Source organism: Weissella hellenica (assembly GCF_005405545.1).
In the GTDB taxonomy this organism is placed as follows: domain Bacteria; phylum Bacillota; class Bacilli; order Lactobacillales; family Lactobacillaceae; genus Weissella; species Weissella hellenica.
Genome location: NZ_BJEG01000007.1, coordinates 69,823 through 90,162, shown reverse-complemented (window position 1 = coordinate 90,162; position 20,340 = coordinate 69,823). Strand labels below are relative to the sequence as shown.

Annotated in this window: 18 protein-coding genes and 2 pseudogenes; 1 reads left to right on the top strand and 19 read right to left on the bottom strand. The window is 36.4% G+C overall.

Features of this window, described 5'->3' with window-relative positions; all coding sequences use genetic code 11:
* Positions 1–220: 220 nt before the first annotated feature.
* From FFM61_RS05215 to FFM61_RS05135, 17 genes are all read right to left on the bottom strand, one after another.
* The gene (locus FFM61_RS05215) at positions 221–2,416 is read right to left on the bottom strand and encodes an LTA synthase family protein (RefSeq protein ID WP_074427582.1); all 2,196 of its coding nucleotides are present in this window, start codon (positions 2,414–2,416) and stop codon (positions 221–223) included.
* A 116-nt stretch (positions 2,417–2,532) separates the two neighbouring features.
* Positions 2,533–2,787, bottom strand: coding sequence for a DUF1797 family protein (locus tag FFM61_RS05210; protein ID WP_074427581.1), 255 nt, complete (start codon positions 2,785–2,787; stop codon positions 2,533–2,535).
* Between the two features lie 13 nt (positions 2,788–2,800).
* Entirely contained in the window at positions 2,801–3,799 is a 999-nt protein-coding gene (locus FFM61_RS05205) for a lysylphosphatidylglycerol synthase transmembrane domain-containing protein (protein ID WP_074427580.1), read from the bottom strand.
* Entirely contained in the window at positions 3,799–4,836 is a 1,038-nt protein-coding gene (locus tag FFM61_RS05200) for a glycosyltransferase family 4 protein (protein WP_074427579.1), read from the bottom strand. The genes FFM61_RS05205 and FFM61_RS05200 overlap by 1 nt, the downstream gene beginning before the upstream one ends.
* A complete protein-coding gene (locus FFM61_RS05195) occupies positions 4,833–6,080 on the bottom strand; it encodes a glycosyltransferase family 4 protein (RefSeq protein WP_074427584.1) in 1,248 nt (415 codons plus the stop codon). The genes FFM61_RS05200 and FFM61_RS05195 overlap by 4 nt, the downstream gene beginning before the upstream one ends.
* Positions 6,081–6,231: 151 nt before the next feature.
* Positions 6,232–6,546 (bottom strand): hypothetical protein, encoded by a 315-nt coding sequence (locus tag FFM61_RS05190; protein ID WP_074427578.1) that lies wholly within the window; start codon positions 6,544–6,546, stop codon positions 6,232–6,234.
* A complete protein-coding gene (glmM, locus tag FFM61_RS05185) occupies positions 6,546–7,904 on the bottom strand; it encodes a phosphoglucosamine mutase (protein ID WP_074427577.1) in 1,359 nt (452 codons plus the stop codon). Before glmM ends, FFM61_RS05190 begins: the two co-directional genes overlap by 1 nt.
* Positions 7,905–7,911: 7 nt before the next feature.
* The gene (locus FFM61_RS05180; RefSeq protein WP_074427576.1) at positions 7,912–8,880 is read right to left on the bottom strand and encodes a CdaR family protein; all 969 of its coding nucleotides are present in this window, start codon (positions 8,878–8,880) and stop codon (positions 7,912–7,914) included.
* A 1-nt stretch (position 8,881) separates the two neighbouring features.
* A complete protein-coding gene (cdaA, locus tag FFM61_RS05175; protein ID WP_074427575.1) occupies positions 8,882–9,715 on the bottom strand; it encodes a diadenylate cyclase CdaA in 834 nt (277 codons plus the stop codon).
* Between the two features lie 8 nt (positions 9,716–9,723).
* Positions 9,724–11,781, bottom strand: coding sequence for a Na+/H+ antiporter (locus tag FFM61_RS05170; RefSeq protein WP_074427574.1), 2,058 nt, complete (start codon positions 11,779–11,781; stop codon positions 9,724–9,726).
* A gap of 21 nt (positions 11,782–11,802) precedes the next feature.
* The gene (gene murB / locus FFM61_RS05165; RefSeq protein ID WP_074427573.1) at positions 11,803–12,696 is read right to left on the bottom strand and encodes a UDP-N-acetylmuramate dehydrogenase; all 894 of its coding nucleotides are present in this window, start codon (positions 12,694–12,696) and stop codon (positions 11,803–11,805) included.
* Positions 12,697–12,709: 13 nt separating this feature from the next.
* Positions 12,710–13,243 (bottom strand): 3'-5' exonuclease, encoded by a 534-nt coding sequence (locus tag FFM61_RS05160; protein WP_074427572.1) that lies wholly within the window; start codon positions 13,241–13,243, stop codon positions 12,710–12,712.
* Positions 13,244–13,255: 12 nt separating this feature from the next.
* Positions 13,256–13,768 carry a GNAT family N-acetyltransferase gene (locus FFM61_RS05155; RefSeq protein WP_074427571.1) on the bottom strand — a complete coding sequence of 171 codons (513 nt, stop codon included), beginning with the start codon at positions 13,766–13,768 and terminating at the stop codon, positions 13,256–13,258.
* The gene (tsaE, locus tag FFM61_RS05150; RefSeq protein ID WP_074427570.1) at positions 13,768–14,229 is read right to left on the bottom strand and encodes a tRNA (adenosine(37)-N6)-threonylcarbamoyltransferase complex ATPase subunit type 1 TsaE; all 462 of its coding nucleotides are present in this window, start codon (positions 14,227–14,229) and stop codon (positions 13,768–13,770) included. The genes FFM61_RS05155 and tsaE overlap by 1 nt, the downstream gene beginning before the upstream one ends.
* Before the next feature lie 124 nt (positions 14,230–14,353).
* Positions 14,354–15,331 (bottom strand): linear amide C-N hydrolase, encoded by a 978-nt coding sequence (locus tag FFM61_RS05145; RefSeq protein WP_074427569.1) that lies wholly within the window; start codon positions 15,329–15,331, stop codon positions 14,354–14,356.
* Between the two features lie 110 nt (positions 15,332–15,441).
* Positions 15,442–16,422: a phosphate acetyltransferase gene (gene pta / locus FFM61_RS05140; RefSeq protein WP_074427568.1), complete on the bottom strand. Its 981-nt coding sequence runs from the start codon at positions 16,420–16,422 to the stop codon at positions 15,442–15,444.
* A gap of 122 nt (positions 16,423–16,544) precedes the next feature.
* Positions 16,545–17,210, bottom strand: a complete 666-nt coding sequence (locus FFM61_RS05135) for a uracil-DNA glycosylase (RefSeq protein ID WP_074427567.1) — start codon at positions 17,208–17,210, stop codon at positions 16,545–16,547.
* 123 nt (positions 17,211–17,333) lie between these two features.
* Here FFM61_RS05135 and FFM61_RS05130 point away from each other — a divergent pair, with 123 nt between their 5' ends.
* A complete protein-coding gene (locus FFM61_RS05130; protein ID WP_074427566.1) occupies positions 17,334–17,882 on the top strand; it encodes an LURP-one-related/scramblase family protein in 549 nt (182 codons plus the stop codon).
* An 80-nt stretch (positions 17,883–17,962) separates the two neighbouring features.
* Here FFM61_RS05130 and FFM61_RS05125 read toward each other — a convergent pair.
* Both FFM61_RS05125 and FFM61_RS05120 read right to left on the bottom strand, forming a co-directional pair.
* Positions 17,963–18,700, bottom strand: a pseudogene (locus FFM61_RS05125) (amino acid ABC transporter ATP-binding protein).
* Positions 18,700–20,147 (bottom strand): annotated as a pseudogene (locus FFM61_RS05120) (amino acid ABC transporter substrate-binding protein/permease). Before FFM61_RS05120 ends, FFM61_RS05125 begins: the two co-directional pseudogenes overlap by 1 nt.
* Between the last annotated feature and the right edge of the window lie 193 nt (positions 20,148–20,340).

The following is a 20,340-nucleotide window of genomic DNA, read 5'->3' as shown; positions in this document are numbered from 1 at the left end:
TCAGATTCGCAAGCTATATTTCACAAACTCTTTAAGTCAATTTCACGATTTTCACGCTGTTTGACATAGAGCCGTTTTATTTTAATTTTCACGAACATTTTTATATCAAAGGTCACCGGCTAATGAATCATTTAACCCATAATAAAAATCCCACCGGCACACCACAAAAAATAAATTTGCAGTATGCCAATGAGATTTTAAATGATACCCATTAACTTAATTATTGTTGAATATCAGTTGCGGGCGTTGCATTTGCCTCATCGTCCTCACCATTATTCTCGTCTGTCTTAGACAACTCCGATGATGAAGAAACATCTTGAATAGTTTGTGGCTCACCACCTAATTCTGGAGCATCCGTTACATAGTCTTTTAATGTCGACTTATTATCATGTTGCGATTTAAGTGATGTTTTGTGTTCCTTATTCATCTTTTGCAACAAACTCATTCCTTTAGCTCGCTGATAAGAATAATCTTTTATATTAACCTTCTTAAAATCATTTGGCTTATAAAAACGTAGTAAGTCGCCTGTTTGTACGTCATCAGAATAAGTTAACATTTTATTAACATATGCTTGAGTCTGATCAATAATTTCTTTAGCTCTTGGATCTTCCTGAGGTTTAATCTTTGTACCCGTAGTTGTGACGTAATAATCACCACCATACTTCATATATTCAGCTGATACCCAATCACCATTTCTAAATGGTACAATTTGACGTCGATTTGGACTTAGCAAATCTTGTCCAAACTGAATATTATCTTGCGTTGATTTTCCCAACAAGTGCAAAATAGTTGGCATGACATCAATCTCACCACCATACGTATGATTAACACCACCCTTTAATCCTGGTGCATGCACCATAAAAGGTACTTTTTGCCAGTTTGCTAAATTAAAATTAGTTGTACTTTTCTTACCAGTTAGTTTTGCGATAGCTGCCTTATGATTTTCAGAAATACCATAATGATCACCATACAAGGCAATAACTGAATTATCATATAGGCCTGATTTCTTCATCCAGTTTAAGAATTCAGCAAATGATTGGTCTAAGTAACGTGCCGTTTGTACATAACCATCAACAGTCTTATCGTTAGTCTTAGTTTTAGCAATAGAAATATTTTGCTTATCCAAATCATAAGGATAATGATTTGTAACCGTAATAATCTTTGAATAGAACGGCTGAGGTAACTGCTCTAGATACTTTGCAGAATCTTTCAAGAATATCTTATCCTTCATACCATAACCAATATTGTAATTAGCATTATCTGCATTTTTAAAATATGGCTTACTAAAGAAGTAATCGTATCCCCATGATTTATAGGTATTGTCACGATTCCAAAATGAAGCAACATCCCCATGCAAAGATGCAGTCGTATACCCTTGCTGATCTAAAATAGCAGGAACTGCTTGGTACGTATTTGACGTACCATAATTAACCATTGCTGATCCTGAAGCTGTTCCAAACAAACCGGTCTCTAACATCATTTCAGCATCCGCTGTTTTACCTTGACCAACTTGATTATAAAAATTATCAAATGATAATGTATTTTGATCATGATAGAACTTATTTAAGTTAGGCGTTACTTCCACACCATCCACTTTGTAATCAATTAAAAATTGTTGAAACGACTCTAAGTGGAACATGATAACATTTTTGCCTTTTTCCTTACCGAAGTAAGCAGCATTTTGTAAAGCCTGATTATCTTTTAGATAGTTTTTAATTTTATTTAAATCTTGTGCATCAGCATCTTTTTTGACATCAGCCGTCTGCTTAGTTTTAAACATGTTATAAGCAGCGTATTCATTAAGTCCCAGGTATTTAACGATATAATTATTATCAAAAGTTCGTGTTAAAATCCCTGATCGATCTTTACTTGATATACCATAACCAACTAACATCAAAACAACACCGAACAACGTTGTTAATGCTGCAAATCGCTTTTGTACAATCACCTTATCATATTTAATACGTTTGAATAATACTAGCAATATTAGAATAATAATATCTAAAAATACTAAAAAATCAAATGGACTAATGATTTCAGCAATTGATTTACCTAAATTATTTTCTACTGAACCACCAGAATTAATGATATTCAAAGATAGAAAATCTGAAAATTCACGATAATACAACATATTAGCAAAAAGCCATATTGATTGTATTAAATTAATTAAAATCATTAACCAATAGGCTACTTTACCTCTAAAGTACAAAGCAATACTTAAAAGGATTATTGCTGTCGGCAATGGGTTCAAAATTAAAATAAATTCTTGTAGGGTTCCTTTAACACCTAAAGAAAAACTTGTTTTATAGGCCCAATAAGTTTTGATCCATACCAAAAATACAGATAACAAGAAAAAGCCAACAGTGGCATTAAAATCAGGCCACTTCTTTTTTATGGCTAACATAACTCGTTGCATTATATTCTCTCCAAACTGTTTTAACTGCTAAGCAGCCATTTAATTTTAAAAATTCAGTATCTAATTTAACAATTAAACAAGTGTCATATTAAAAAGACCATAAATTATTGCCAGTCTTAAAAGGTTTCCTTAAATTCTGACAATGCTTCATAGACGTCAATAGCTAATAAATCAACATCATCAAAGGCAAAACGCTTATGTTTTTCTTGGTTAACTTCCAACGCAAACATGCCTGACTCTGAATCATATAAAACAGTCACGACCAAAACACCAAAAATACTAAAGTCACGTTGTTGTAGCGTTGTTTGGTGGTCTTGCACCATCGCATTAATACGATGGACTATTTTATCTAAATTATTTTCTATTGCCATTTGTTTAACTCCGTTATTTTGTCTTGACGTTAAAAGCAACAATTCCCGCAAACATCCCCAAATAGTATGTAATGATACGCCACAAGACCATAGCGCAAACTAACAACCCTGCATTGGGCAAGAATGTTGAAAAAATCATTGAAAAGCCAATCTCAGCTCCTCCTGTACCACCTGGAATTGGAAATAGTGAAATAACCATCACTATTAGCACATGTAACGCCATTACTAAAATAATATTAACATGTTCCGCCCCTAAGGCTAACAATATGAAATACGGAATTAGATAATAAACTAATAGTTGCACCATAGTCAACATAATTGTTTTTAGCAAAACTAACCAATCATGACTCATTCGGACACTTTCTGAATGAAAGTTATCAATTTTTTCGTTGACCACAGCTTGCCATTCCGTTACTTTATCAGGTTTAACCCATCGCACTGGTTTAAACCCAATTTTAACCAATGTTCTTGTTAGACTCGGCCAGTACATAACCAAAAGCAAACCAACAATAACAATAAAATGAATTAAAAATCCCAACACGAGGAACCAGGCCCATGCTTTCAATTTATCAGCAATGAATTCGTAACCAACAATCATGGCTATGAAAAAGTTAACAACTATCATCGCTTGGTAAACAACAAATTTCATCAATAAAATTGATCCTGCGCGACCTGGATCAACACCCGCCTGAATTAACGTTATCAGTTGCATTGGTTGTCCACCAGCGGCAAACGGTGTAATACCATTACCAAACTGTTCTACTAATGGTATACGCACAGCATTCGACCATGACAATTTTTCATGTGAATCATCTACAAAAATTTTAACGACTACTGATTCAATCAATAGATAAACTACCATTGCTAATACCGCCACCAATAGCCACCACCAATTAGCATTACCTAAATCATGAACCAATTGTTTCATGCTAACACTTTTAAACGACCAATAAAATATCCCGACACCAGCAATCATCATCAAAACGAATACAATACTATTTCGCCTTGTCATTAATTTACCTCATTATTTTTATATTGAACTTGCGCTGTATAGTAAGCTTCCCATATTTTAGAAACACGTTCAGCAGAATAATACTCTGATGCTGACAATGACTGTTGACTCATGCGTTCTTGTAATCCATCATCTTTTGCAAGCTTGTCCAACTGAGTTTGCATAGCTTGTCGATCATAAGCTGGTAAATAATATCCTGCAATAATTGCCTGATATAATTCTAAATCTCGTAAAATAGTGGGCGTTCCTGTGCTAAAAGCTTCCAAGGCCGACATTGGAAATAATTCCGTGTAGCTTGGTAATAAAAATACATCCGCTGCATTATAATAATCATTCATTAACGAGCGGTCAACAATGCCTGGAAAAATCAAATTTTTTGGTGGATTATCAATTACTTTTTTTAATTGGTCATATCCAGCTGTAATTGATCCAAACGAAAAACCGCCTACCCAAACAAAAGTCCAATCGGGATTATCTTTTGCTAACTGAATAAAATCAAGGACACCTTTGCGAACTTGAACTTGGCCAACGCCCAACACAGTATACCCTTGCTCAGGTAAATTTAGCTTTTGTCGTAATTTTGTTTTTTGTATTATTGGCTGTTTATAGAACACTTTTTTTGAAACAAAATTTGGTATAAATGTTATTTTTTCCCGTTTCACGCCTAGTGCAACTAGCTTATCAATAAATACTGGGTTTACGACTACAATTTGATCCATTCGCTTATAAAATGTCATCATGTACCAATAAAAAATCTTTTTAAAGGGCCACCATAACTTAATTGAGTCCTCAAGCGTTTCTGGAATAAAATGCACGTATCCGACCTTAGTACCACGCCCAGGTAAGAAAGTATTCAAGAAAAACCCCAAATTAATCGTATGATAATGACTAATATCTGTCTTAGCTAAGTTGTTAAATTTCAACTCAAATTCATTTGGAAACTTTTCAGTTAATAAATTAACGAGTTCTCGATAAGCTGAGCCAACGCCCTGTCCAGGAACTGTCTCCGCAGCAGAAAACATTGTAATTCGAATCATTTTCCTTCTTTATGGAAAGACGTCCTAGTTAAAAATGATTTTGCATATTCCAAATCATTACTAGTTGCTTCTTCCATATCCTCCTCTTCATGGTAGACAACCAATGCCTCAGAGTAACAATCTAACACACGTTGTCCAAATGTTACCGCATCTATGTCATATAATACTTTTTCACGAATCGACGGTTGACCAATTATACGATGTGCTTGTTTCGCCATCAAATAATTAACAACTGGTTCTAATAATTCGTAACTATCATCAGCTAATGCGCCAATATTATCATCAATCACAACTGTTTCTAAATACGGACTACGTATTGCAACAACGGGTGTATTAGCTGTCATAGCTTCAATAAAAGTCAAGCCTTGCGTTTCAGAAATCGACGCTGATAAAAAAACATCTGCTAATTTGTAATAGCCATAGACCTCATCATGATCAACTTCCCCAGTAAAAATAACATTATTTGAAATTTCTAAAGAACGAACATGATCTTTTAATGCTGCCATTGCTGGTCCACCACCAACAATCAAAAAAATTGCATCGGGGACTTTTATCAATACTTCAGCAAAAATTGATAGTGCCGTATCAATATTTTTTTCAAAGGCAATACGCCCTAAAGATAAAACAACTGGGGTATCAGATGATAACCCTAATTTTTGTCGTAATTGACTACTTGTATCTTCGGACTCAGCATGTTTTACGTTAACACCAGTTGGGATAATTTCGATAGGGGCTGATACTTTGTATTTTGTCAAAGTATCATACGTTTGTTTAGAAGGTGCGATAACACCGGTCATTCCTATCATAAAACTACGTGCAATCACGGCAACGCTTGCAGGCCTAATAATTTTGCCATTAGCAACATAATGTAAATAATCCTCATAATTTGTATGGAATGTGTGTACTGCTGGTATTTTTAGTTGCCGTGCAACTAATTTACCAATTAATCCCAATGAGAACTCAGTTTGCGTGTGCACAATATCTAATTGTAATTTTTTTGCCAATTGTATGGCCTGAATCCCACCTCGATATGACAATCGTCGATCTTTAAATCCAATAAAAGGAAAGCTTGGGAACCGATAAACATCTGGTTCTAAAACATCCTTTGGTACATTTGGATCAGTAGATGTAAATATATATACACGATGACCACGTGCAGTCAGTTGTTGACGTAACGTTTGAATTGATGTGACAACTCCTGAAACTTGTGGTGCATATGTATCTGTAAATAACCCAATATTCATGACCAACCAGCCTTTCACTAAATAGCTTATCCCTTTATAATACCAAAATTCCATTTAGAACGGTTAAAAAGCAATATAAAAAGAGCTAGAAAATTTATATTGTCCTAAAAATTAGGACTAACAACAAAACTTTCTAGCTCTTAAACTATAACTAACTAACTTTATTTTCTGCTAAAATTTTTTCTACTAATTCATCCATTTCTGGTGAACGTTGCCATTCAGTAAACTCAGAAATGGCAACGTTGGTTGGAATCTCAAAACTTTCATTCACAAATTTTTCATATTTTATTACATTAGTAGAATGTGGAATATTAATTTTCAAAATACGCACTTTTTTAATCATGCCCTCTTCAACCGCATATTCTGATTGACCATTATGTAATAAATTACCAATTTCTTTATACGAGGAACCATCATTACGTGTGATTTCTTCAATAATATCTAAGGTTTGAAAGGCTTCTGCCATTATTGAACACCAACTTCTTGTTGCACAACAGCAACAATTTGATCAACATATGCGTCAACAGACTCTTGGGTTGGTGCTTCTGCCATAACTCGCAACAAATCCTGTGTTCCTGAAGGACGTACTAGTACACGACCTTCATCTCCCATTTCAGCTTCAACACTATTAATCACTTGTTTAATAGCCTCATTATCTAAAGCTTCTTTTTTATCTTGCACTTTAACATTGACTAATTTTTGTGGATAAATAGTCATTTCGGCTGCTAATTCTGATAATGATTTATCAGTCTCTTGCATTACGTGTAGTAATTGCAAGGCTGTTAACATACCATCACCGGTTGTTGCCCAATCCAAAAACACAACATGTCCAGATTGTTCACCACCCAAGTTATAACCAGATTTGAGCATTTCTTCAACGACATAACGATCACCAACAGCAGTCTTAACTGAGTGCATATCATTAGCAGACATCGCTTTATACATACCAATGTTAGACATAACAGTTGTAACAATTGTATCTTGCTTTAGACGACCATGACCCGACATAAACTTACCAACAATGAACATAATCTGGTCACCATCAACAATTTGTCCCTTTTCATCCACTGCAATCAAACGATCACCATCGCCATCAAAAGCAAGACCAACTTGTGCATCATGTTCCAAAACAAATTTAGCCAATGTTTCTGGGTGAGTTGAGCCAACATTTTTATTAATATTAAGTCCGTCTGGATTGGTTCCCATCGTTTCAAAATCAGCACCCATATCTGCAAATAAATTAGCTACCAAACCAGATGTAGCACCATTAGCAGCATCAATAGCTAACTTCATACCATCAAGATTACTTGGAATAGTTGTTTGTAAATATTCCAAATATTTAGCAGTTCCTTCCTTAAAATCAGAAACGGATCCGAGACCCTCTGCTGCTGGACGAGGTAATGTATCTTCTGGTGCATCTAATAAAGCTTCAATTTCAGCTTCCAGCTCATCAGATAGTTTCATACCATCAGAACCAAAGAATTTAATCCCATTATCTTCAGCTGGATTATGAGATGCTGTAATTTGAGCACCCGCATCAGCTTTTTGGGCACGTACTAAGTACGCAACACCTGGCGTTGAAATAACGTCTAATCGTTGAATTTCAATACCAACAGATAATAAACCTGCAATTAGTGCATATTCCAACATTTGGCCTGACATACGTGTATCACGTCCTACTAATACACGTGGGCGATGATCAACGGCGTGGCGTGTTAATACAGCACCACCCATACGACCTAATCGAAATGCTAATTCAGGTGTCAATTCTTTATTAGCAATCCCGCGTACGCCATCTGTTCCAAAATAATGTAATTCAACCATAACTTTCTTACTCCTTAGGTGTAACAACTACTGATACTGTCTTGGGTTCTACACTCTCAGCACCATCTGGTACCTTAACTGTCACTTCTTGTTCACTTTCTGCTGTAATGTTTGATAAATCAACGACCGCTTGGACGCTCTTTAATTTATTTAACACATCAACATTGCCTTTTACAGCAACTTCGTTTACTGAACCAGATAGTGTAAATTCAGTAGCATTGCCATTCTTTGTTTTTAGATCTAACGGTACTTGTTTCGTACCATTCCCCTTCTCTATCGGGATTTTTACAGTTGTATCTTGTGGTGACACGGCAACGTCAACGGGATTGTTATTCACATCAACTGCTTGCAAAGTGACTTTTTGTTTTGTTGTCTTTTTTGTATCACGTTCTAACTGTACATTTGCCACCACACTATCTACAGCATTGATGGCATTTTGCCGGCCCATGATTTGTACATTATTAACTGAACTTGTCACAGTACCTACCGTGTAACCATCAGCGATTGCTTCCTTATTATAATTTGTTTTTACTGAATAATAAGATGACGTTCGCTTATAGATTGTCAAATTTACTTTGGGTTGTTTTATTTTATAAGTTAAGTCCTTATTTAATCCAACTACTTTTAACGTTACTGTATGTGTACCATCAGATAAATTTTTTAAATTAGCTGCTACTTGAAAATTTTTTGTATTTTTAGCCGCAGTAACTAACGCTGCTGGTCCACTAACACTCACTTCAACGTTATCTGGTGCACCACTAATGTAAAAGTCATCTGTATTAATGCCCGTAAATTGAATGGGTACTGTTACTTTATCAGTTTTAGATGATGCTATTTTACTAATATTTGCAAAACCTTCTGTTTGATTATCCGTCCGTCGATTAGATGACGCTTGTGAATCAGTATAAGCGGACATAAAGACAGCAACAGCTAGAGTCAAAAGGCCATATACTATTTTATCCGTATGCCATTTCATATCACTTATCTCCTCGCTTTAAAAAAGATTGCACTTGTGTCCACCATGACTTATCAGCTTCTTCATCTGAAGTAACCAATTGGCGGGTAAGATACTTACGGTAATCTTCACGTGACAACGATTGCATCAATTCCGAATTTCTCGTAATTGATACTGCACCGGTCTCTTCAGAAACAACAATCGTTAATGCATCTGTTACTTCAGAAATCCCAACAGAGGCACGATGACGCGTTCCTAATTCTTTAGGAATTGTGGCACTATCTGATAATGGCAAATAAGCTGCAGCAGTTGCCAAACGACTATCTTTTAGTATCACTGCACCATCATGTAAAGGTGTATTTGGAATAAACGTATTAATTAATAATTGACTAGATATTTCTGCATCAATTGGAATACCTGTTTCAATATATTCTTCTAAACCAGTTTCCATTTCAATTGAAATCAAGGCACCAATGCGGCGCTTTGACATATATTGAATGGCATCATCTAATTCATTTACCAAACGCATTTCTGATTGATAAGCTTGCTTTTGTCTAAACAACCCGGAACGACCTAGATGTTCTAGTCCTCGACGAATCTCAGGTTGAAATACAATAACTAAAGCAATCACTCCCCAATTAATAACTTGATCGGTTAACCATGAAATTGTGGCTAGACCAAAATACCAACTAATAATTTTCACAATAATAACAATCGCCACACCACGCAACAAGGTTATTGCCTTGGTCCCGCGAATCAACATCATTAATCGATATAGTACCCACCAAACGATGAGCACATCAATAATACGGACAATACTTATGCTTTTTAACAGGGTCTCAATATCAAAATTCATCTTAACTCCTACTCTTCCAAATTAGTTAACATACCTGCTTCAGTAAAGTTAATATTTTGACGGATATTCAAACTAGTTGTACTAGATATAAAATGAGCTTCCGTCAAATGTTGTACTGCTTCACGCTGCGCATTTAAACCAATTAATTCGAGCTCCATTTTAAGTGCTTCAGCATTTTTAACACTCGATTGACCATGACGTTCACGTTCAATTTGAGCACGATACATAATAATTAAATTATACGCCGCAGTTTGATCAAGATGTGAACTTTGCGCTTCATCGGTACTGATATATTTCGAAATAGCAGCGATTGCTTCCTTTGATGCCTCATGGCGAGCTAATTGATATTCTGACAACAATTTATCTGAGGAATCATCACTTAACCAGACACGAATCATCCGACCAAAGCCAGTGAAAAATCGCCGAATTTGACGCCATGTTCGTTTACCACGATCATGTGTGACCAAATCATCTAATTCTGATTCAGCTCGATCAATACGACGGCCTTCACTAGCAAACACTAAGGGTGAAATCCGCTCATCTACTAATAATCTTTGCACTGCTCCGCGTTCTGTCTCTAATGCAAATTCTCGTAGCGTCATTTCTGCATCCAAAATTGGACTCATTTTATCAGCTTTCATAAATTGCAGTTGCAATTGTCTAATTTGACTTTGATAGCGACGAATAATATCATAAACAACCGCTTGATTGGATTCTCGACGACGAGCCTCAATCTCACGAACAGCCGACTGTAATACGTAGACACGCGCTCTAGGTTCTGACATATGCTGAGCAACTTTCGCTTTCGCTTTAGTTGCTCCTGGTGGGACTTGTGTCTTCTTTTCACCACCAACAATAGGTAGTAAGACAATCGCCATAATCAAAGATAAGATAATCGTAATAGCTGCAATGAACAACATCAATGCTCGCTGTGGAAAAGGTGCGCCACTATCTGTTACCAATGGTACAGATAACACACCGGCCATAGTAACAGCTCCACGCACACCAGTCAAACCAGATGTTAAGGCCACTCGCCATGAAGCTGTTTCATTTTTGTGGTTTTTTAAACGCACCCATTGCGTTACATAAGTCCAAGTCACACGAATACCGAAAATAATTAGCCAAGTTACCACTGAATAGAATAATGCCATTGGTAGTGAGATAGCTGCACTTAGATGTGTGGCTAAGGGGAATTCAATTCCTAATATAACAAATATGTACCCATTTAATAAATAACCAAAAACATTCCACGTGTTGATACCAACAACATGTAATTCACCAGTATAGTCCACATCATATTTTGTATGAATATTTAAGATAATGGCCGCAACAACTACTGCAATAACACCAGATGCATGAATCTCTTCAGCTAAAATGTATACCAAAAATGGTGTGAATAATTGTAGAACAACTCGTAAAGAAACATCATTATTACCATGCGAAGATAACCAATCTCCAATCGCATTAAGGATAAATCCCATTAGAGCCCCTACTAAGGTTCCCATAATTGAAACATAGAAAAACTCGCCCGTTGCTTCCCACAAAGAAAATGTACCAGCTGTTGCAGCTGCAACAGCAAATTTAAAGCCGACCAGACCACTAGCATCATTAATTAAACTTTCACCAGCTACCAAGTGCATAATTGACGGTGGTAACTTTGCTTGCGATGCAATTGCAGATACAGCTACTGGATCAGTTGGTGACAAAATAGCTGCAATCGCTAAAGCGACCGGCAATGGTAATTCTGGTACCATCCAATAAATTAAAAAACCACCAATAATTGTCGTAATAAAAACCAATAAGATAGCATTACCAAAAATTGGTCCCCTCAATTCCCATAACTCTTTTTTGGGGAAACGCCATGCATCTGAATAAAGCAAAGGCGCAATAAATAAAAGCAAAAACCATTCTGTATCAAGTTCAATTTTAACATTTAAAAAAATAGCTACTAATAATCCTAAAGCAATTTGAAATAAACTAACCGGAATTTTTTTAAAAAAATAACCTAACACATTACCTAACACGACTAAAAATGTCAGGCCTACAACGGTTTGTAGTAACGCCATTCGCACTCTCCTTTTTAATTCCTATTTTCTACCCAATATTCGAACTTCAGTTTCCAAATCAACCTTAAATGTTTGATAAACAGTTGTCTGAACATGTTTAATTAAATTAACATAATCACTTCCTGTTGCATGCCCCCGATTTACAATGAAACCAGCATGTTTAGTTGACACTTGCGCATCCCCAATTTGATACCCTTGTAGCCCAGCATCCATGATTAATTTGCCAGCAAAATATCCAGTTGGTCGCTTAAATACTGAACCACATGATGGAAATTCTAATGGCTGTTTTTGAGCACGACGCTCATTATAATCTGCCATTTTGGCGCCAATAACTGACCTTTTCCCCGGCTTTAATACAAAAGTTGCGCTAACAATAATATCACCAGTTTCTTGAATCAAACTATGCCGATAACCAAATGCTAACTCTGCTGCTGCATATGTTTTGAGCCGACCATCCGCTGTAATCACATCTGTACTTTCTAACACTTGATCAATTTGTCCACCATAAGCACCCGCATTCATAAACACGGCGCCACCGACAGAACCTGGAATCCCTGCAGCCCATTCTAGACCTGTTAAAGCATATTCATAGGCCATTTGAGCTGTTTCAATAATCCAGGCGCCTGCTTCTACAACAATATGATTACCGAGTGCTTTAATCTGTTTCATTTCTGTCAAGAAAATAACTAATCCAGATAATCCATCCTCTGTAATAACCAAATTTGATGCATTTCCTAGTACTGTTATCAAAATATTTTGTTCATTTGCATATTGCACAACTTCTTTTAATTCTGCTTGTGTCTTTGGCCAAAAGCACCAATCTGCTGGCCCACCAACACGCGTGTTGGTATAATTTCCTAACTTAACATCCGTTTGAATATTATACTTTGGAAATATTTCAATCAACGTCTTCATTTTTTTCCCTCAATCAAATTACTTTAACCAATTGTTTTAGTGGTTCTACACCAAAAACTTCTGTTTGTTTAACTAATATTTTTGTAGCAGCAACCGTATCATCCAACGCATTATGATGATGCTGTAGATCAATTGCTAATGCTTCAGCAACTGTATTTAACTTATGATTAGTCAACTGAGGGTAAAGTTTGCGCGATGTCCGTACAGTATCTAACGATAAATAATGTGGTTGTGTAATGTCATAATGAGCAAGCGTTGCCCGCAAGACACTATTATCAAAAGATGCATTGTGTGCAATAACCAACTGATTAGGTGTATAAAATTGTTTAATCTTTTCCCATACTTCAGGAAATACTGGTGAATTGATGACATCTACTTCTGAAATACCATGAATACTTGTATTTCGTCTATCGAATATCGTATCCGGTTTAATCAACGTATAAAACTCATCAACAAGTTGATTATCACGTACAATTGCTAACCCCAGTGAGACTGCACTATGACGTTTAGCGCTAGCCGTTTCGAAATCCATTGCGACAAAATTCATCTTTACACCTCATTACTTTACGACTACTAAAGTCATATCAAAAGCCGGTACATTTTCGTGGTCGCTATTTAAAACCATTTTTTCTGAACCAACTACCCGTTTAAATCCTATTTTTTCATAAATATGAATTGCTGCAGCGTTACTAGTTTGAACAGTTAGCATCATTTTTTCGACTGTACTGAATGTCTGTGCCCAATCGCACAATTCTGCTAACATTGCCTGTGCTAATCCATGTCCTTGAAAATCATTTATGACAGCTACCCCAATTTCTGCAACTTTGGGTTGTCCTGGCATAGCGGCTGCCGATGCTAACCCAACTAATTGACCGGTCTCTGTTTTGGATACAAGCATTATATTATTGGTTGTTGTTTGTAAAATATCAATATTATCCGCTTCTTCCTGCACTTCAATTTGATTTAGATCTTGTTCAACAATGAAGGTATTTGATTCATCTTGCAGTTGAAAAATCAAATGCATTAAATTAACGGCATCTTGCCGGTCAGCTGGACGAACAAAAACTTCCATTATTTCTCCATTTCAGACAACAAGGCGACTGATTTATCACCACTTGCTGTCAGTGTAATAACACGTTTTGTGTCATAGTTTGGGACACGTTCAAAAACAATTTTTAAAACATCATCAGGCAAGTCTGGCTTAATATATTGTGACCATTCAACCAACGCAACTCCCTCACCACCAAAATATTCTGATAGACCAAGGTCTTCAGCGTTGCCCTCTTCACCCAAACGATAAACATCTAAATGATACAAAGGAAATTGTGTTGTTTGATATTCACGTACTAATGTAAAGGTTGGACTTTTAACTGGCCGTTTAATACCCAGTGCTTTCGCAAATCCTTGCGTAAAAGTGGTTTTACCAGCTCCTAAATCACCTGATAATAAAATTGTATCTCCTGCTTTAACATTTTTTGCTAATTTTGCAGCTATTTCTTGTGTTTCATTCACTGTTTCAACTAATATTCTCATAATTAAAAGTATACCATTTTTCACCTTTTGATTACAGCTTAACCACAGGCCAGACTGCCAACAAAAAAGCCCATGTAAAATAAATTTTGCTGAGCGTTCTTGATCCTAATTATTTCAGAATCGATTAATTCAATTGATTAACTGATAATTCGTCGGGCACCTCGTATACAATTGGTTCTGTCCAAGCTAGCATTTCATCCGTTAATTGTAATTTGGTAATACTCCCCTGGTGATACGATTGAAAATAATAGCTACGACTTTCTGATACAGTAGCTGCACGATATACAGAAAAAGTTTGTTGATGTCCTCGATTTTGCGGGACTGTCACGCTATCAAGTAAATGCCAGCTTGTTATGATGGCTTCATTCTCATCATTAGGCTGATCAGCTCGTTCTTTTAAATAAGCCGCTCTCAAAAAACGAACGCCTGGTGAATATGAGCCTGGTGGGGTTGCTTTACCAGAAAGTTTCCCAGTTGTCACCTTTGGCACGTTGATACCAATAGTTCCTGCTTTAAATTCTGGTTTAAACTCAACATATTTTTCTAACTGTTTAATTTGTTGCTCAAAATAGGGACTGTTTGTCACAATCCCTAGTGGGTTCGCCACAATTTTCATTGGCCAAGTTGTCGGTTCAACAACAACGACAGCCCCAGTTGTATCAGTGACTGCATAATGCAATTCTGGGTTACCATATTTGATAACACTATTTTTTTCTGACATCAATTGAATTTGATCAATATGCGCTGTCATATCGGCAACAGACTTAAAATTGCCTAATAACCAGAACATAAATTCAAACGGTGCAATTTGAACCTTGTCATTATCAATATCATCCACAAAATTGGCACCATTACCAAACGTCAATTTTTGCGCACTTAAACCAAATTCATTAACCCCATCTGCAATATCTGTTCTTTTACTGCTTAACTCACCACCGCCAATGAAGGCATATTTATTTTGAATTAAATGTCTGTTAAAAGATGAATGCCACTTATACTTTCTTGGCACAAACATTGGTGAATTTTCAAGTTGTGGCCAATCCATTGTGCGTGATAACACATGTGTGCCATCTTTTGCAATTTGTAAAATACTTGTACACATACTGTTCCACCTACCTTTACCGAAAAAATATTTATTAAAAAAGCGCTGTTAAATTCTCTTAAAAGTTACATGACTTTTAAAACGAACTCAAACGACGCTTTATGTTTTATTTAATTGGCGACTGATTGCGCCGCAGTAATAATCGCTACTTTATAGACATCTTCTTCGTTGGCACCACGTGACAAGTCAGAAACAGGTTGTGCTAATCCTTGTAAGATTGGTCCAATAGCTTCAAAGCCACCTAAACGTTGTGCAATTTTATAACCAATGTTACCAGATTGTAAGTCTGGGAAGACAAAGACATTTGCATGACCAGCAACTAATGAATCAGGTGCCTTAGCTTGTCCAACCTCTGGTACAAAGGCAGCATCAAATTGTAACTCACCATCTAACGGCAAATCTGGTGCTAGTTGCTTAGCTATTTCAGTTGCTTCTTGAACCTTATCAACCTGTGGTGCTCGCGCTGAACCTTTAGTTGAAAAACTCAACATAGCAACTTTCGGATCAATACCAAATACACGTGCTGTTTTAGCAGATTGTACGGCAATTTCAGCCATTGTTTGGGCGTCAATGTCAATGTTAATTGCAGCATCCGCAAAAATATAGCGTTCATCATTACGTTGCATCACAAAAGTACCTGAAATACGTGATGCATCAGCGCTAGTTTTAATAATTTGCAAAGCTGGGCGCACCGTATCTCCAGTAGGATGGTTGGCACCTGAAACCATACCATCAGCTAGATTCATGTAAACGAGCAGCGTCCCAAAATAATTTGGATCACGCAACCATTTTTTAGCTGTTGCTGTATCCGTCTTACCATGACGACGTTCCACCAAAACGCGGACCATCTCTTTAAAATCATCTTTTGGATAAGACGCAATATCAATCACCGTAATTTGTGATAAATCAAAATTATTTTTTTTTGCGGTTGCATCGATACTTGCTTTTTTACCTAATAAAATTGGTTTAATCAATCCATCAGCTGCTAAACGAACTGCAGCTCCTTGAATACGTTGATCTTCACCTTCTGGAAATACTAGGGTTTTATTTTGCCCTTTAATTTTATCTGCTAATTGTTCGAACAATTCCATGATGGACAAACCTCGTCTCTTTCATTAATAATTCATTATCATATTACACAATTATTATAACACAAATGTTGATACACCAACGTTTTAAAAGAGTTTCACTAATGGGACAGTTATTAAAAAGATTATCCCCAGTCAATGGGGTTGCAACCTGCTGCCACCAAAAATTGGTTTGTCTGACTAAACGGTTTAGATCCAAAAAAACCACGATATGCCGATAATGGACTCGGATGTGGTGCTTGCAAAATTAAATTCTGCACTCCAGTTATTAATGTTTGCTTCTTTTGTGCTTGCTTGCCCCATAAAATAAATACTGTCGGTTGCTTTTGTTGCGCTACTAAATGAATAATTTCATCTGTTAATGGTTCCCAAATTTTACCAGCGTGACCACCAGCCTGGTGTGCTGGTACCGTCAACACTGTATTTAGTAATAAAACACCTTGATTAGCCCAACGATGTAAATCACCATCTTGGGGTGCTGCTATACCTAAATCATCAACCAATTCTTTATAAATGTTAATTAACGACTTAGGCAAGGCCATCCCCGCAGGGACTGAAAAGCTCATTCCCTGCGCTTGCTTTGGATTAGGATATGGATCTTGTCCAAGAATAACGACCTTCACTTCACTTAGTGGCGTTGCTGTTAAAGCGGCAAATATATTCTCACGTTTTGGATAAACAATTTCATTGCCATAGGCGGTGTCTAAAAAGGAATTTATACGTTCTAAATATAAACTACCTACGGCAGGTTGTACTACTTTTTCCCAGTCTGCTGGTAAAAATGATGCCATATTAACTTTCCTCCTCATAAATGTTATCTACTATTCATTATACTGACTAAACACTGATCTAAAAGGGATATGTTAAAATAAAGTAAGTTAAATCCTTGTTTTATACTATAAGGAGGTCTTATTTTGCACCATTTATATTTATCACAACCTCTTAAAGAACGCTCCGGTACAACTACCGTTACGACTTATGACCAAACGATTAAATATTTTGTTTCAGGACAGATTGGTCATCGCCATAACAAATTAACCATCTTCAATGAGGGTTATGAACCATTGGCCACGATTACGCAAATTTCTGGTGGTCTCTTACCACGCTTTATATTATCCAAACACGATAAGCAAGTAGGGTCATTCGGTATTTCACTCAAACGTCATGAACTTTTATATATTAATACACTTAATTGGTTTGTTTTGGGACGTCTTGAAAAACGTCATTTTCAAATATCAACAGTTAACCATCAATTAGCAAACGCTTATCCACTAGCAGATAAACGATTAGAGGTGACCCTACCAAATCATAATCAAGAAGATTTACTTGTGTTAATCATCGCTTTTTTAGACCGTTGGTTATTTATTGCTCATCGTTACCCGCTCACTTGGCCCAATCTGTTCAACACACCATCACCGTTAGTCACGCCGTTTAGCAGATCAAAACCATCCAACCTAAAATAATCTACAAAAACAAAAGTGCCTTGCGTTATTAGACTATTTCTAATAACGCGAGGCACTTTGTGTTTCAGCTACTGTACAAATTAAGCATTTAAAACCTTATTCAAAAATTCACGTGTACGTTCATTTTGTGGATTTTCAAATATTTCAACTGGCCTACCCTCTTCTTTGATAAGACCATCTGCAAAGAAGACGACACGATCTGCCACTTGTTTTGCAAATCCCATTTCATGTGTCACCACAATCATCGTCATACCTTCTCTAGCCAACTCCTTCATGACATCTAACACATCCCCAACCATTTCTGGATCAAGGGCTGATGTTGGCTCGTCAAACAACATAATTTCAGGATTCATGGCTAACGCACGAGCAATGGCAACACGTTATTTTTGACCACCAGAAAGCGTATCTGGCTTAACATCTGCTTTTTCTGACAAACCAACTCGTTCTAACAATACTTTAGCTTTATCAATTGCTTCAGACTTAGTCATTTTACCCAATTGGACTGGTGCTAAAATCATGTTTTCCATAACAGTTAAATGTGGAAACAAATTAAAATGTTGGAACACCATACTCACTTTTTCACGGACTTTATCGATATTAACTTTAGAGTCGCTAATGTTATGACCATCAATTACAATTTGACCACTATTAATTTCTTCTAACTTATTTAGTGAGCGTAAAAAGGTTGATTTACCAGAACCAGAAGGACCAATCATAACAACAACTTCACCCTCATTGACAGCTAAGTTCAAACCTTTTAATACTTCATTTTTACCGAAACTTTTGTGAACATCATGTGCTTCAATAATTGCTGTCATTATTTGATCCTCTTTTCTACCCAATTTGATAACCACGTTAGCAACGTAATCACGATAAGATACAATGCAGCAATCATCAACCAAACTCGGAATCCTTGTAGGTTACGAGCAATAATTAGCGTACCCGTCTGCGTCAATTCAATGATACCAATTGCCGACAAAATTGACGTGTCTTTTAACGTGATAATAAATTGGTTAATGAAACTTGGAATCATTAAACGAATTCCTTGTGGCATCACAACTTTACGCATCGCTTTACCATATGGCAATCCTAGTGAACGTGCTGCTTCTAATTGGCCCGAATTAACAGACTTAAAACCACCACTTACAAATGCCCCAATATAGGCACCTTCGTTTAGAATTAACGTAATGACCCCTGCTGTAAAGGCTGGAATCTTTTGGCCTGTTAAGTTGGGGATACCAATGTATATAAAGAATGCTAGTACTAGCATAGGTAATCCACGGAAAATATAGATAACTGTTGTTGATAGACCGCGAGCAAATTTACTTGGCATAACACCAAGAATTCCCAGTAGTATTCCCCAAATTCCAGCTAAAACAATACCAACTAACGTCAATTCTAACGTCTTAACTAACCCAGTAAACAAAGCACTTTTATTTTCGTTAAACAGACTCCAAATAGTTGTTTCTTTCTCAGAATTATCAGCCGCATTTTTTTTGTAGTTATAGCTACCTTTACCTAGATAACGATTGACAATTTTATCATATGTGCCATCTTTGACAATCGCAGCATAACCTGTATTGAATTTCTGTAATAATTCTTTATTGGCACCTTTTTTAACACCAAAACCGTACCAATTTCCTTTAGCTGGATCAGTAACAATTTTTAGTTTCGTTCCTTGCTTAATGGCATAGGCCATAACAGGTTGATCTTCAAACGCTGCTACTGTATTACCAATTGCAACATCGTTGTACATTGTATTTGAATCATTAAAGTAAGTTATTTTAAAACCATACTTCTTTGATATTTCACGGGCATAATCAGCCCCAGCACTACCTGTTTTTGCTGCAACAGTCTTACCCTTTAAGTCCGATAACCCTTTAACTTTCGCCTTATCCGTGGTAGCCATTACGATCCCACTTTTATAATAAGGAGTTCCGAAATTGAACATTTTTTACGTTCATCAGTGATTGACATACCAGCAACGATCCCGTCAACCTGCCCTGCTTGAACGGCTTGCACCCCTGCGTTAAAACTCATTGGCTTTAAATTATAGGTGAAATTTTCACGTTTTGATATTTCTTTCAACATATCCATATCAATACCACGATAGTCTCCCTTATCCGTTTGAAATTCAAACGGTGGAAAGGTCGTATCAGTTGTAATGGTATAGTTTGGCGTTGCAGCATGGACAGCTGGTGAACTAATCGTGACACCAATTGCCAAGCTAGCGAACGCTATTAGACTCATTAACCACTTGCGCATTCTTTATTCCTCCAAGAATCTTCTCATTCCCATTAATTGTACGCTATTGTCCTAATAAGCGGGTAAATAATGTTAGTTTTTCTAACATAAAAAGCAGCAAGATAAATTTTTTTTACACGATTATTATATGATTTAACATCAATATATAAAAATAGCAAATCAACCTAAATGGCTGATTTGCTATTTTTTAAAA